A 13,023-nucleotide genomic window follows, 5' to 3' on the forward strand; every position below is an offset into this window, starting at 1 on the left:
TCCACCGGTCTTTTTTGTCGGCTACGGCCGGCGCATTTTAGTGCGAGTTGTGGATTCGCCGATCGAAACGGCGCTGACTCTAGACGTCTGCCGGCTCGCGGGTTCGGGTTTTCGACGTTCCTGAGGCCCTAGCAGGGTCGCGGGTGGAATCGACTTCAAGCACGAACTCGCAATCGATGCCGGCCTTTTTGTGGTGCTTGTGAACGGCTTCGATGTTCGGTGCGTCAAGCACGCAATAAATCCTGTCTTCCTTCTCGTTGTACAGGATATCGTGATGCGTTACCCCGAATTCGTCCGGCGGCGCGGATTGCAGGCTTTGCAACAGCTCGGCGGAAAAGGGCTGCATCGGGTGGGAATCAATAAACTTCGGCACGGTGTCACCTCCTCCCGTCAGAATAACGGGTGTTGCCGGGCGATCTCTCGATTTGCCCGGTCCATGGCCTGAAATGTTTGAACTGACTTTCCCGAAGCGCATGACGATGGGCGCTTCAGTCACCCAGTATAGGCCCGAACGGCCGGTTTTGCCATTCGTGACGTCTGGCATCGGCCATCAGTCTAGCGCTTGCGGAAATCCTTCAGGATTTCCCGCGCCGCATTGTGTCCGGGTGCGCCGGTTACGCCGCCGCCCGGATGCGTCCCCGATCCGCACTGGTAAAGCCGCTTGAGCGGGCTGCGGTGATCCGCGTGGCCGAGAACTGGCCGTGCGGAAAAAAGCTGGTCCAGGCTCAGCGCGCCGTGGAAGATGTCGCCTCCGACCAGGCCGAATGTTCGCTCGAGGTCTTTGGGGGTCAGGGCCTGGTAACCGAGCACCAGGTCCGAGAAGCCCGGCGCCCATTTCTCCATTGTTGCGATCATGTGCCGGGCGACTTCGTCGCGATGATCGTCCCAGTCCCTCCCGCGCGGCAGTTCCGGCGCCACGTGCTGACAGAAGAGGCTGGCGACGTGCTGGCCCGGTGGGGCGAGGGTGTCGTCCAATGTCGACGGGATCAGCATTTCGATAATGGGCTCGCGCGACCAGCCGTCCCGCCGCGCATCGGCATAGGCACGCTCCATATAGTCGAGGCTTGGCGCGATAATGATACCTGCGGTGAGATGGTCGCCTGGATCGGGCAGGCAGGTGAAGCGCGGCAAATCCTTCAGGGCGAGATTCATCCGGAAAGTGCCAGACCCGCAGCGATACTGGCGGATGCGCTCGCGGAAATCCTCGGGCAGCACATCCGGCTCCACGAGATGTTCGAACAGGAGCTTCGGGTTGAGGTTGGACACGACCGCGCGCGCGGTCAGCGTTTCGCCGCTTTCCAGAACGACGCCGGTTGCGGCTCCCTTTTCGGTCAGGACGTGACCGACGGGAGCGCCTGTCCGCAGGTCCACGCCGCGTTCGCGGCAGCAGGCCGCCATGGCCTGGGTGATCGCGCCCATGCCGCCGATCGCATGACCCCAGGCGCCCTTCTTGCCGTTTACCTCGCCAAAGAGATGATGGAGCAGGACATAGGCGCTACCAGGCGTGTAGGGGCTGGCATAATTGCCGACCACCCCGTCGAAGCCGAACAGCGCCTTGACCGGGTCGCTCTCGAACCAGCCGTCGAGCCAGTCGCCGGCAGATTTGGAGAAAAGATCGAGCAGATCGCGCTTGGCGGTCATTGACATGCCGCCCAGCTTCCCGCCCAGCGACATCGCCTTGAAGAGGTCGGGAAGGGCGCCCGCCAGGCCGCCTTCACGCAAATTGGGGGGTGTTTCCAGAACGAGCTTGCGCAGCGTGTCCGCTACGGCTTCGAGCCTTTCCTCATAGGCGTCAAGCCGTTCCGCGTCGCGCTCGGAGAATTTGGCGGTCTGGGCTTTGGTGAGCCCCTCCCCAGCCAGCAGATATCCATCCTCGAGCGGCAGAAAATTGCCGATCCTGCGCTCGACGATCTTGAGGCCGTGCCGCGCCAGCTCGAGGTCGGCGATCACTTTCGGATTGAGGAGGGAGACGGTGTAGGACGCGACCGAATTACGGAAGCCAGGATGGAATTCCTCGGTAACGGCGGCACCGCCGAGCACGTCCCGCCGTTCCAGAACCGTGACGTCGAGCCCGGCCGCGGCGAGGTAGGCCGCGCAGACGAGGCCGTTATGGCCGCCACCGATGATAACGATGTCCCGTTCGGGATCTCCGGCCCTTGCCGGTCTGCTCCGTGCATTCATAGCGTGGATTCTCCACGCCTTTTCAGAAAGGTAAATGGATACCCGAGATTGTAATCATGAAAATGCGTCCGCCACGTCGCGGGCGAGCACAAGGGCGCGCCCCCGGGCGATGAGGCTTCCGAGGCTGTCCAGGCAGGTGGTTTCGAGGTCGACCAGGTGCTTTTCCGGGCGCAGGCGCGTGATCCGTACCCTGGCTGTCAATTCTTCTCCGAGCGGCGCGTCCTGCAGGAATTCCGTCTCCTGCTTGAGATAATTCGTACCCTGACCCGGCAGGTCGACTCCGAGCAGATAGGAGAACATTCCGTTGATAAGCGCTTCCGGCACCATGCCGCTGGCGCGCGGCGCACCGGTGAGCGTGTGCAGGGCGTCGACATCGGCCTGGGTGAAGGTCCTGTGCGTCTCGGCGGTCTGCTCGAGTGCGAGGGGCGTGCTCATCGCGTCACCTCAGTTTCACCGGTACAGGTAACAGTGTCGTCGGCGAGCTGCCGAACCTCCAGCCTGATAACGGCTCGGTCTTCTTGTTCTTCAATGATTTCCGCATCGAAACGCAGCGGCGTGCCGGCGGGAGAAGGGGCTGGATACATGGTTGATTGTCGGATCTGCCTGCCGCCCGGAGCGAGCTGGGCGACCAGTCCGCGCAGGACCGAGCAGAGCAGGGCGCCATGGGCGACGGTCTTGCCGAACCTGGTTCCGGCGGAGAATTCCGGGTCGACATGGATCGGGTTGTCGTCGCCGGACAGCGTGGCGAAGGCGTCGAAATCGGCCTGGGTGAAGCTGCGGACCAGGGTCGCGCGCCGGCTCATTGGGCGGTCTCCGGAACGGGCAGGAGATGTTTTTGTACCTTGCCGGCCGCGGTGCGAGGGAAATCTGCCGGGAAGAGGAAGTGGCGCGGCACCTTGTAGGCGGCGAGCCGTTCCCGGCACCAGGCGGTCAGGGTGGCGCTGTCGGCGGTCTCGCCCGGGTGCAGGATGATGTGGGCGCAGCCGACCTCGCCCCATTTCTCGTCCGGGACACCGCAGACGGCCGCTTCCTGGACGGCGGGATGATCGGAGAGAATATTCTCGACCTCGGCCGGATAGACGTTTTCCCCGCCGGAGATGTACATCTCCTTGATCCGGCCTGCGACGAAGCAATACCCGTCTGCGTCGAAGCGGCCGATATCGCCGCTCTTGAGCCAGCCATCCTTCGTATAGAGCTTGGCGGTTTCCTCCGGCTTGTTCCAGTAGCCGGGCGTGAGGCCCGGTCCGAAGAACTGGATTTCTCCCGTCTCGCCCGCACGAACGGGCCGGTCGTCGGGACCGGCAATGCGGGCCTCTATCAGCAATTGAGCCTTGCCGACCGACCCGATCTTCTCGATCGCGGCGGCCTCGTCCATCAGGAAGGCGGTCGGTCCGGTCTCGGTCATGCCGAAGCCGTTGCAGACTTTCACGCCGCGCTCGGCCATACGTTCGATCAGCACGTCGGGCAGGGCCGCACCGCCGCAGGACCAGTGGCGCAGACGCGTAAGGTCGGTGCGCTCGAATTCCGGGTGCAGGGTGAGTTCGCGATAGATGGCGGGCACGCCGATGAAGACATCCAGCTTGCCCGCATCGATCAGCGCCAGCGTCCGGGCCGGGTCGAAGCCGGGCAGGATGTGGATATGCCCGCCGGCCATCAACACCGGAAGTGTGTGCAGATTGATGCCGGCCGTGTGGAAGAGCGGCAGGAAGTTCAGTGTGGCGTCGCCCGGACGCAGGCCGATGGCCTGGCCGATATTGACGTAATTGACCAGCGCCATGCGGTAGGTCTGGATCACGCCTTTCGGCTTGCCGGTCGTGCCCGAGGTGTAGATCAGATACCAGGGCTCGTCGCCGGGCCAGGCCGTCCGCCCGGGATGCGGGGAGGCGGCGTCGCGGCGTTCGGAATAGTCGGTCTCGAGATCGAGAAGGCGGATTGCGGTGCTGCCGATCGCCTCGCCGGCCGTCACGATATCCTCCGACCCTGCCGCAAGCAGGACGGGCTCGCAATCGGCCATGAGGTCACGAAGCTCCGGCGCGGGCATGCGCCAGTTGAGCGGGACCAGGATCGCACCGAGTTTGCCGCAGGCGAAGAGGAGTTCGAAGAACTCGATGCGGTTCCGGCACAATACGGCCACGCGGTCGCCTTTCGCGACGCCTTCGGACGCCAGCAATGACGCAGCGCAGGCGCTGCGGCGATCGAGCTCGCCATAGCTGACCGTTTCGCCGGTCAGCACGTTTTCGAAAGCGGTCGCGTTTGGCGCCAGGGCCGCCCGGCGGGCCGTTATATCGGTCATCACATCCATCTGCGTCCTCCCGTGGATGCCCCTAGGCTGCGTGTCCGGCGAGGAATGTTTTCATTCTCTCCGCCGTCTCCGGTCTTGCGATGAGGTCCAGAAAAGCCAGGCGCTCGACATCGAGGCGCTCGGCAAGTCGGTCGCCGGTCAGGTCCGGCTGGACGAGACGGCGCGCGGTCCGGATCGTACCCGCGTCCTGGGCGGCCAGCTGGTGAGCTCGGTGGGCCAGCGCGGCCTCGAATGCTTCCGGCTCGGTGAGCTCGTCTGCGAGGCCGATCGCGAAAGCGTTGGTCGCATCGACACGGTCGTCCCGGGCAATCCAGGCCTGGGTGCGGGCCGGTCCGATCCGGTCTGGCAGCATGGCCGTCCAGCCGCCGTCCGGGGCGAACCCCATTCGCGCGTAATAGGGCTGGATGAAGGCCGACCGGCTCATGATTACGCAGTCGCAGGCCAGCATCAGACCCAGCGATCCGCCGGTCACCGGCCCGTTGACCCCCGCCAGGGTCGGGCAGGGCAGATCCCGCAAGGCCAGGATGACGCGATTGAGCGTGCCGACGATGCGGTCGCTATAGGCGGTCAGCATGTCCGGTGTGGCGGAATGGTCCCGGAAACCGGCGATATCGCCGCCGCTCGAAAAGGCCCGGCCTTCGCCGGTCACGACAACGGCACGGGCGCCACGGTTCTGCTCGACGGCCTCGAGCAGGGCCTCGAGCAGGTCCGGATTGAGGCTGTTGCCGCGGCCGGGCCGGTTGAGACCGAGCCGGACGATGCCGTCTCCGATGGGCGTGACAAGGACGAGTGGTGCGGGGCTCACGGCTGCAGTCCCTCTCCGATAAGGTCGGTCGCCGCGCGGGCGATGTCCTCGGCAGACTCGCTCTGGTCCCAGATGCCGAAGCGCAGGCCGAGGAAGACGCTGATCCCGATCAGGGCCCAGGCACGCGTTGCCTGGTCGCCGCCCCGGATCTCTCCGCGCTCCTCTGCGTCGGCGAGATTACGCTCATAACGCTGGGCGAAACTCTCATAGTGGGCCTTGTAGGCATCCGGCGCGACGAATTGGGATTCTTCGATGATGCGGTAGAGATTGGGGTGCGCGCGAGCGAACTCGATATAGGCGACGAGGCCGAGATGTTCGGCGTCCAGGCGGTCCTTGGCAGATTTCACGCGCTCGGCGATCCAGCTGCGGACCATCTCGCCCATATGAGCGACAAGTGCCCGGAATATCTCGTCTTTCGAGTCGAAATAAACGTAGAAAGTTCCCAGTGCCACCGATGCCCGACGGGTAATATCGCCGATCGAGGTGGTGTGGAATCCATTCTCCCCGAACGCCCCCTCCGCCGCTTCCAGAAGCTTGTTGCGCGTCCGGAGCCCGCGAGCGGTCTTGGGCTGTTTCGTCTGTGTTGTCGTTTCAGAAGTTGACATATGATTCAGTTTTCACAAAATGAGACCTAAAGCAATATGACATGAACGCATCGATTCCGGGCGTTCAAGGGGAGAAAAGACGTGCTGGGGGTTCTTGCAAACCAGTCTGGGTCGAACGGCGCCGCGGGACATGTCATCCTGCGCGACGGTACGCCCATGGCTTATAGCGAGAGCGGTACGGGACCTGTCACCATCGTGCTCGTGCATGGTTGGGCCGCCTCAGGCGCCTTTTTCAATGCTTTGCGCGAGGCCCTGTCACACGACTTCCGCGTCATCGCGCCGGACTTGCGTGCTCATGGCGTCACGCCGGCTGGCAGCGAACCGCTCACACTTCCCACGCTCGCTGACGACCTGCACGAATTACTTGTTGCGCTCGATCTTCGAACGGTCATCCTTCTCGGATGGTCGATGGGCGCCATGACGGTCTGGTCGATGCTCGAACGGCATGGCAACGACCGGGTCGCCGGCATGATCGTCGAGGATATGAGCCCGCGCATTCTCAACGGGGATGGCTGGACGCTCGGCATGTCAAACGGCATGAACGCCGCCTCGAGCGATCGGGCCATGGCCGCCATGCGCGCCGGCTGGCCGGCCTATGCCGCGGCTTTCGCACCCCAGATGTTTGCGCGCGACCGCGCGCGGAACGAGCCCGAACTCGTTGAGACGGCGCTCGAACAATTCGGCCTCCGCGAGGCCGATGCCATGGCCGACCTCTGGGAATCCATGGCCCAACAGGACCTTCGCCCCGCCTTGCCGGCAATGCACCTGCCTGCGCTCGTTACCTATGGCGAGAAGAGCGAGGCCTACGGACCGGAGACGAGCCGGTATCTCGTCGAAGCTCTGCCGCAGGCAGAGCGGAAAGGGTTTGCCCGATCCGGGCACGCACCACACCTGGAGCAGCCGCAAGAGTTCGCCCAGACGGTTATCGACTTTGCGCAGCGTGTTCAGGGCGCTGCAGATTCATCACAATCATCCGAGGGGAGTATCTCATGAAAACCACCCGATACATGACCCGCACGGCGCTCCTTCTGGGCTCCGTTGCGGCGACCGCGCTGATGTCGGCACCTGTCGTGGCACAGGACAACGGGACCAGCACCGACGAAGACGTTATCACCGTGACGGCTCGCCGCCGCGAGGAAACGCTTCAGGACGTTCCGATGTCCGTGACCGCTTTTGGCGGTGAACAGCTCGAAACGGCCGGTGCTGTCGACATCGTCTCGATCGGCGAGAGCACGCCGAACGTGACGCTGGAAGTGTCGCGCGGCACGAACTCGACCCTGACCGCCTTCATCCGCGGCGTGGGCCAGCAGGACCCGGTCGCCGGTTTCGAATCCGGTGTCGGCATCTATCTCGATGACGTCTATCTCAACCGTCCGCAGGCGGCCGTTCTCGACATCTTTGACGTCGAGCGCATCGAGGTGCTGCGCGGTCCCCAGGGCACGCTCTACGGGCGCAACACGATCGGTGGTGCCGTCAAATATGTGACGCGCCGTCTCGATCCCGACAGCCCGACCTTCCAGGCTCGCGTGAATGTCGGCAGCTACAACCAGTTCGACCAGATCATCTCGGGCTCGCTGCCGCTGGGCGACACTTTCCGTGTCGGCGCCGCCATCGCCAATCTCAACCGTGACGGCTTCGGCGAGAACCTGTTCACGGGCGAGGAAAACTACAACAAGGACGTGCTTGCCGGCCGTGTCTCCGCCGAATGGGAACCGAGCGACAATTTCTTCGTCCGTTTCAGCTATGACCGTACCGAAGACGAGTCGGCGCCGCGTCAGGGCCATCGCCTGATCCCCGACCAGTTCCCGACCTTCGACTTTCCGGTCCTCGACAATGTCTACGACACGCGTGCCGGTCTCGATGTGATCGACCAGAACGTCGAGTCTGAAGGCATGTCGCTCATGGCCGAGTGGCAGATCAACGACCAGTGGACCGCCCGCAACATCATCGCGGACCGTTCCGACGAGTCGACTACGCCGATCGATTTCGACAGCCTTCCGAGTGGCGATTTCGACGTTCCGGCCATTTACGAGAACGAGCAGTTCTCGGAAGAATTCCAGCTCCTTTATGAAGGCGATCGTCTCGCCGGCATCATGGGCTTCTACTATCTGGATGCGACGGCCAGCACCGTCTTTGACGTGCTTCTGGACGATCTCGGAACGCTGATCAGCCTGCCGGGTCTCAACGCCCAGACTTTCGGCGATGTCGAGACTGAAACCTGGTCGGTATTCGCCAATTTCACCTACGACATCAATGATGAGTGGGCGGTGACGCTGGGTGGCCGCTACACCGAGGACGAGCGGTCGTCTCGTGTCCTGCGCCGTACCTATATCGGCGGCTTCTCCGAATTCTTCGGCGGGTCTCCGACGCTGATTGCGACGACGTCGGATTTCGAGGGGACGAATTCCTGGGATGATTTCAGCCCGACCGTGACCCTCGCCTGGCAGCCCAACGCGTCGAACAATTTCTACGCAACCTACAGCCAGGGCTTCAAGGGCGGCGGTTTCGACCCGCGTGGTCAGACATCCGCTGCGCCGGACCTCGACGGTTCCGGTACGGTCGATGCCGGTGACATTTTCGCGTTCATGTCCTTCGAACCCGAAACGGTCGACAGTTTCGAACTCGGCTGGAAGTTCGAGGGTGATCGCTATCGTCACAGCCTTGCCCTCTTCCACATGGACTATTCGGACGTCCAGATTCCCGGCTCGGTCGGTGTCGATACCAATAATGATGGCGTCAACGACACCTTCACCGGTGTGACCACCAACGCGGCGGCAGCCACCATTCAGGGCATCGAATATGAAGGCATGCTCGAAATGGCTGAAGATATGTTCCGCCAGGGCGACCAGCTCGATCTGAGCTGGGCCATCGGTCTGCTGGACGGTGAGTACGACCAGTTCATCAACGCGTTCGGTGTCGATATCTCCGATGATGTTGTCATCCAGAACACGCCGGACGTTACGGCCAGCGCTACGCTGAGCTATGTCGCACCGCTCGGCGAAGGTGATCTGACCGTGCTCAACACGATCAGCCACCGCGGCGACTCCAGCCAGTTCGAGATCCCGTTCGCACAGCTCGACCAGAACGCCTACACGCTCTGGAATGCTTCGTTCGTGTGGGACAGCGCCGACGGCCATTGGCAGCTCGGCGTGCATGGCCGCAATCTGACCGATGAGCGTTACAAGGTCGCCGGCTATGATTTCGTCGATAACGCCACGCTGGCGCCGGAGCTCGGCCTCGAGGGCGTGCTCACGGCCTTCTACGGCAATCCGCGCACGGTGACCGGTACGATCCGTTACCGCTACTAGGTCCGGAACAGCGCGGACCAGAACCTCCCTGGCCCGCGCAATCCTGCTAGTCTCAGCCGGCGGTGTCCCTGGACCCGCCGGCTGTTTTCTGTCCGAAAGGGAATATCTCCGCCATGTCGCGCTTCATCCTGATCCTTCTTGCCGGCCTGCTCCTGCTCGCCGGTATCGCCTGGTTCACACTCGGCCGTTCCGGTCAGGAACCGTCCGACCCCTACGAATCCGCAGCCGTCATGGCGTCGCCCTGGTGGCAGGCGGAGGACCGTCTGATCGTTCTGGACGGGTTTGAGGCGCGCGTGCGCATCGAAGGCCCGCAGGATGCGCCCGCCATCGTCATGGTGCACGGCTTTTCGCATTCGCTGGAGAGCTGGGATGACTGGGCCGCCGGCTTGTCCGACGATTACCGCGTTATCCGCATGGATCTGCCGGGACACGGTCTGACGGGCCCCGACCCGCAAGAGCGCTACAGCGTTCCCGAAACGGTCGACTTCCTCGGACAGGTTCTGGATGCTCTCGCGGTGGAGGAAGTGGTTCTCGCCGGTAATTCGCTCGGCGGACTGGTTGCCTGGCGCTATGCGGCGGATAACCCGGAGCGCGTCAGCAAGCTCGTTCTTGTCTCGCCGGGTGGCTATTCGATCAATGGCGTGACCGAAGACCCGGTCGCCGTTCCGCTCGCTATCCGGCTCTTCATGAGCGATGCGCCGGAGGGCGTGGTCAATGCGGCGACGGCTTCGCTTTACGGCAATCCGGAGGCACTCGACCTGGCGGATGCGGAGCGGATATTCACCCTGATGCGCGGCGAGGGCATTCCCCAGGCGCTGATCCGGCGGCTGGAAGTTTTCACCCTGCCCGACCCCACGGACGATCTCGCGCGTGTCGATGTTCCGACCCTGATCCTCTGGGGCGAAGCCGACGCCATGGTGCCGGTCGAGCACGGCTCGCGCTTCGTTTCGGACATGCCCGATGCGCGGCTGATCACGTATGAGGGCGTCGGGCATCTCGCGCATGACGAAGCGTCCGAGGCAACGCTCTCGGACGTTCGCAGTTTCCTGGAGGAATAGGCGGGGTTAGCGACCGGCGCCTTGCCGGCGGGCGCGCTTCGCGGCGATCTCAGCCTGCAGATCGGCCCAGTCCTGGGGGTCGACATCGCTTTCGCGCAGGACCACGACGCCGAGGCCGTTATCCTCGACGCTGTCGCCACTGAGCAGACGGCCGAGCGCATGCGTGCGGGCGGTCTCGCGATTGAGACGCGGGCGGTAGATGACGTCGCGGGCGCCGTTCTGGTGTCGATCGACCGCTCCCTTGCGGCGCAGCCGGCGCAGCATGGTGAGGGTCTCGCCCGGTGCGCGCCGGGTGGCCACGGCCAGTTCGTTCACGGAGGCGCCCCCGCGATCCCACAGGATGCGCATGGTGGTGTTTTCTTCGTCCGTGAGCGTCTGAATGGCCGACATTATCCTCTCCCCTAGCATCGCCGCCGGGCTGCTTCATTTTGCAACAGAGCGGCGTCCTTAACAAATCCTTTGCAATCGGTGCGCCGTTTCGGACCCGTGCAGCCGTCACGGCCCTTTCCCTTGCCCGCCATTGCGCTAGCTTGCGCGGGAGGAGGCGTGCGACGTGCTGATCGTTTACCTGCTCAATCTGGGTTTCATCCTTCTGGTCATGACGGGGCTGTGGACGCTGTCCATCCCGCGCCGGGACCCGTCATTCATCGACAGCGTCTGGCCGCTCGGTTTCGTGCTGCTCGCCGTTTCGAGCGCACTTCTGGCCGGATGGCCGCTGTTCGGCAGCAGTCTGGTCCTGCCTCTGGTCACGCTGTGGGGGCTGCGCCTGGCGACGCATCTTTTCCTGCGCTGGCGCAAGGAGGGACTCGACCGGCGCTATGCCGACCTGATGGCGAAGGCGCCGGGCGGGCGTGTCCATCTGTTCAATCTCGTCGCCGTCTTCCTGCTTCAGGGCAGCCTGCTCTGGCTGGTCGCCCTGCCGGTCCAGCATGCGGTAATGGAGGGTGCGAGACCGCTGACGGGGCTGGCCTGGGCCGCGATCGGCCTCTTCGCCCTCGGCTTTCTGTTCGAGACCATTGGCGATTGGCAGCTGGCGCGCTTCAAGGCGGACCCGGCGAACAAGGGCCAGGTCATGGACCGGGGGCTGTGGCGCTATACGCGGCACCCCAATTACTTTGGCGATGCCTGCGTTTTCTGGGGACTGTGGCTGATCGCGGTTTCCGACGGGACCGGCTGGTGGACGGCGATCGGTCCGGCCTTCCTGACCTGGACCCTGGTCAAATGGTCGGGTGCGGCCCTCCTCGAGAAAAACCTCCACGAAAGCCGGCCGGGCTATGCGGATTATGTAAGACGCACAAGCGGCTTCATTCCGTGGTTTCCGAAACGGGACTGACCGACGGCTCAATGAAAGTCCCGGCTTTTCGGCAGGATGTCCTCCAGCCGTTCGCCCTGCATACGCCTCTGGGTGATCAGGGCTCCGGCTCGGGCTCCAGCGTCACCACTTCGACCGCTTTCTTGATGCGCGGGTGGAACCAGGCGATCGCGGCCGCGATGACCGAAAGCACGGCACCGAGCATGTAAGGGCTCAGATGGCCGGCCTGGTTGTAGAGGAAGAGACCGCCGACCGGACCGATGATGAAACCGAGCCCCGCCGTCGCAGTGGTCAGACCGGCGACGCGTCCCTGTTCTTCCGGCGTCACCGCGATCGAGGCGCCCGCCGTGAAGCCGGACCGCGCCAGGCCGAAGGCGAAGCTCACCAGGATGTAGGCCGAAACGATGCCGGCATAGTTCGGCACGACCGTCATCAGCGCGCTGCCCACCAGGGTGACGACCGCACCGATCGCCATCAGGACACGCGGGCTGGCCTTGAGGGCCGGGATCACGACGAGTTGTCCGATGATCAGGGCACCCGCGCCCGCGGCGAGCGCGATAGACGACATCTGCAGCCCGGCCCGGTCGTCCAGACCCAGAGAATCCATGATGAAGAAGGCGAGAGTGGACAGGCTCATCGACTGAACCACCCAGATCACGCAACCATAGACGACGAAGGCGAAGATACGCGGATCGGCGCCGAAGGCGAACTGGGTGAAGGGATTGAGCGGGCGCTGCTGGACGCGCGGCGGGCTCTGCTCCGGCAGTTTCCAGGCCACGGCTGCGGCGCATCCCGCGACCGCTGCTGAGATCATGACCATGAAAGCGGCGACGCCGATCATCTCGACGAAGGTGGCGGCCAGGGTCGGGCCGATCACGGCGCCAAGACCGAAGGCTGCGGAGAGGCCGGCCAGGGCCTCGGTCCGTTCGGCGGGACTGGTCCGGTCGGCGACATAGGCTTGGGCGGATGGATTGCTGGCCGAGCCCAGCGAACCAAAAAGGGTCCGAGCCAGTGCCATGGCGAGGATAGCGGCCATGGGGGGCACCCAGCCATTCTCGCCGGCCCAGGCGGCGGCGGCGAAGATCAGGGTGGAGCAGGCAAAGGCCGAGAGGCCGAATATGATCAGCGGCTTGCGTCCGCGGCGGTCCGACAGTGCGCCCCAGATCGGCGTCATGGTCATAAAAAGAACGGCGGAGACAGTATAGATCGCGCCGACCCAGTATTCCTGCACGGCCAGCCGGCGGGCCAGCGGCGGGAGGATCGCGAAGAGCATGTTATTGCCGATCCCGGTCACCATAAGACATAGGAAAAGAAGGCGGAATGCGTCGCGGCGGTCGGCTCGGCTGGTCGGTGCGGGGCTGTCGGGCAGGGTGATCATCGGCCAAGATGTAGACGCGGCCGTCGAGGGCGTCCAATGCGATTTCGCGATTGCCGCCATGCAGTTCCGGCGGC

Annotated in this window: 13 protein-coding genes; 4 read left to right on the top strand and 9 right to left on the bottom strand. The window is 64.0% G+C overall.

The window, feature by feature from the left end:
• Nucleotides 1-79: 79 nt before the first annotated feature.
• Genes AC13HB_RS02470 through AC13HB_RS02500 form a run of 7 tightly spaced genes read right to left on the bottom strand, consistent with a single transcriptional unit; the run spans nucleotide 80 to nucleotide 5,893 of the window.
• On the bottom strand, nucleotides 80-544 hold the full coding sequence (locus AC13HB_RS02470) for a nickel-binding protein (protein ID WP_482948134.1): 465 nt from the start codon (nucleotides 542-544) through the stop codon (nucleotides 80-82).
• Nucleotides 545-555: 11 nt separating this feature from the next.
• Nucleotides 556-2,181, bottom strand: a complete 1,626-nt coding sequence (locus tag AC13HB_RS02475) for a phytoene desaturase family protein (RefSeq protein ID WP_482948135.1) — start codon at nucleotides 2,179-2,181, stop codon at nucleotides 556-558.
• A gap of 54 nt (nucleotides 2,182-2,235) precedes the next feature.
• The gene (locus AC13HB_RS02480; protein WP_482948136.1) at nucleotides 2,236-2,616 is read right to left on the bottom strand and encodes a hotdog family protein; all 381 of its coding nucleotides are present in this window, start codon (nucleotides 2,614-2,616) and stop codon (nucleotides 2,236-2,238) included.
• Nucleotides 2,613-2,984, bottom strand: coding sequence for a MaoC/PaaZ C-terminal domain-containing protein (locus tag AC13HB_RS02485; protein ID WP_482948137.1), 372 nt, complete (start codon nucleotides 2,982-2,984; stop codon nucleotides 2,613-2,615). Before AC13HB_RS02485 ends, AC13HB_RS02480 begins: the two co-directional genes overlap by 4 nt.
• Nucleotides 2,981-4,474, bottom strand: a complete 1,494-nt coding sequence (locus AC13HB_RS02490) for an acyl-CoA synthetase (RefSeq protein WP_482948138.1) — start codon at nucleotides 4,472-4,474, stop codon at nucleotides 2,981-2,983. Before AC13HB_RS02490 ends, AC13HB_RS02485 begins: the two co-directional genes overlap by 4 nt.
• Before the next feature lie 31 nt (nucleotides 4,475-4,505).
• Nucleotides 4,506-5,288: an enoyl-CoA hydratase/isomerase family protein gene (locus tag AC13HB_RS02495; RefSeq protein ID WP_482948139.1), complete on the bottom strand. Its 783-nt coding sequence runs from the start codon at nucleotides 5,286-5,288 to the stop codon at nucleotides 4,506-4,508.
• A complete protein-coding gene (locus AC13HB_RS02500) occupies nucleotides 5,285-5,893 on the bottom strand; it encodes a TetR/AcrR family transcriptional regulator (RefSeq protein WP_482948140.1) in 609 nt (202 codons plus the stop codon). Before AC13HB_RS02500 ends, AC13HB_RS02495 begins: the two co-directional genes overlap by 4 nt.
• A gap of 81 nt (nucleotides 5,894-5,974) precedes the next feature.
• Between AC13HB_RS02500 and AC13HB_RS02505 the strand changes: the two genes are divergently transcribed.
• From AC13HB_RS02505 to AC13HB_RS02515, 3 genes are all read left to right on the top strand, one after another.
• Nucleotides 5,975-6,886 (top strand): alpha/beta fold hydrolase, encoded by a 912-nt coding sequence (locus AC13HB_RS02505; protein WP_482948141.1) that lies wholly within the window; start codon nucleotides 5,975-5,977, stop codon nucleotides 6,884-6,886.
• Complete coding sequence (locus tag AC13HB_RS02510) at nucleotides 6,883-9,201, top strand: TonB-dependent receptor (protein WP_482948142.1); 2,319 nt, start codon at nucleotides 6,883-6,885, stop codon at nucleotides 9,199-9,201. Before AC13HB_RS02505 ends, AC13HB_RS02510 begins: the two co-directional genes overlap by 4 nt.
• 113 nt (nucleotides 9,202-9,314) lie before the next feature.
• The gene (locus tag AC13HB_RS02515) at nucleotides 9,315-10,259 is read left to right on the top strand and encodes an alpha/beta fold hydrolase (RefSeq protein ID WP_482948143.1); all 945 of its coding nucleotides are present in this window, start codon (nucleotides 9,315-9,317) and stop codon (nucleotides 10,257-10,259) included.
• A gap of 6 nt (nucleotides 10,260-10,265) precedes the next feature.
• Here AC13HB_RS02515 and AC13HB_RS02520 read toward each other — a convergent pair whose 3' ends face one another.
• Nucleotides 10,266-10,649, bottom strand: coding sequence for a BlaI/MecI/CopY family transcriptional regulator (locus AC13HB_RS02520; RefSeq protein WP_482948144.1), 384 nt, complete (start codon nucleotides 10,647-10,649; stop codon nucleotides 10,266-10,268).
• 163 nt (nucleotides 10,650-10,812) lie between these two features.
• On the opposite strand from AC13HB_RS02520, the gene AC13HB_RS02525 reads away from it, so the two are divergent.
• Nucleotides 10,813-11,592, top strand: coding sequence for a DUF1295 domain-containing protein (locus tag AC13HB_RS02525; RefSeq protein ID WP_482948145.1), 780 nt, complete (start codon nucleotides 10,813-10,815; stop codon nucleotides 11,590-11,592).
• 76 nt (nucleotides 11,593-11,668) lie between these two features.
• On the opposite strand, the gene AC13HB_RS02530 is transcribed toward AC13HB_RS02525, so the two are convergent.
• Nucleotides 11,669-13,009 carry an MFS transporter gene (locus AC13HB_RS02530; RefSeq protein WP_482948146.1) on the bottom strand — a complete coding sequence of 447 codons (1,341 nt, stop codon included), beginning with the start codon at nucleotides 13,007-13,009 and terminating at the stop codon, nucleotides 11,669-11,671.
• Nucleotides 13,010-13,023 lie beyond the last annotated feature (14 nt).

The organism is Maricaulis sp. B-26 (assembly GCF_056857855.1).

Excerpts from the sequence above, each read along its gene's own strand:
- AC13HB_RS02470 (WP_482948134.1), bottom strand. The coding sequence starts at position 544 with ATGCCAGACGTCACGAATGGCAAAACCGGCCGTTCGGGCCTATACTGG.
- AC13HB_RS02475 (WP_482948135.1), bottom strand. The coding sequence starts at position 2,181 with ATGAATGCACGGAGCAGACCGGCAAGGGCCGGAGATCCCGAACGGGAC.
- AC13HB_RS02480 (WP_482948136.1), bottom strand. The coding sequence starts at position 2,616 with ATGAGCACGCCCCTCGCACTCGAGCAGACCGCCGAGACGCACAGGACC.
- AC13HB_RS02485 (WP_482948137.1), bottom strand. The coding sequence starts at position 2,984 with ATGAGCCGGCGCGCGACCCTGGTCCGCAGCTTCACCCAGGCCGATTTC.
- AC13HB_RS02490 (WP_482948138.1), bottom strand. The coding sequence starts at position 4,474 with ATGACCGATATAACGGCCCGCCGGGCGGCCCTGGCGCCAAACGCGACC.
- AC13HB_RS02500 (WP_482948140.1), bottom strand. The coding sequence starts at position 5,893 with ATGTCAACTTCTGAAACGACAACACAGACGAAACAGCCCAAGACCGCT.
- AC13HB_RS02510 (WP_482948142.1), top strand. The coding sequence starts at position 6,883 with ATGAAAACCACCCGATACATGACCCGCACGGCGCTCCTTCTGGGCTCC.
- AC13HB_RS02515 (WP_482948143.1), top strand. The coding sequence starts at position 9,315 with ATGTCGCGCTTCATCCTGATCCTTCTTGCCGGCCTGCTCCTGCTCGCC.
- AC13HB_RS02520 (WP_482948144.1), bottom strand. The coding sequence starts at position 10,649 with ATGTCGGCCATTCAGACGCTCACGGACGAAGAAAACACCACCATGCGC.
- AC13HB_RS02530 (WP_482948146.1), bottom strand. The coding sequence starts at position 13,009 with ATGGCGGCAATCGCGAAATCGCATTGGACGCCCTCGACGGCCGCGTCT.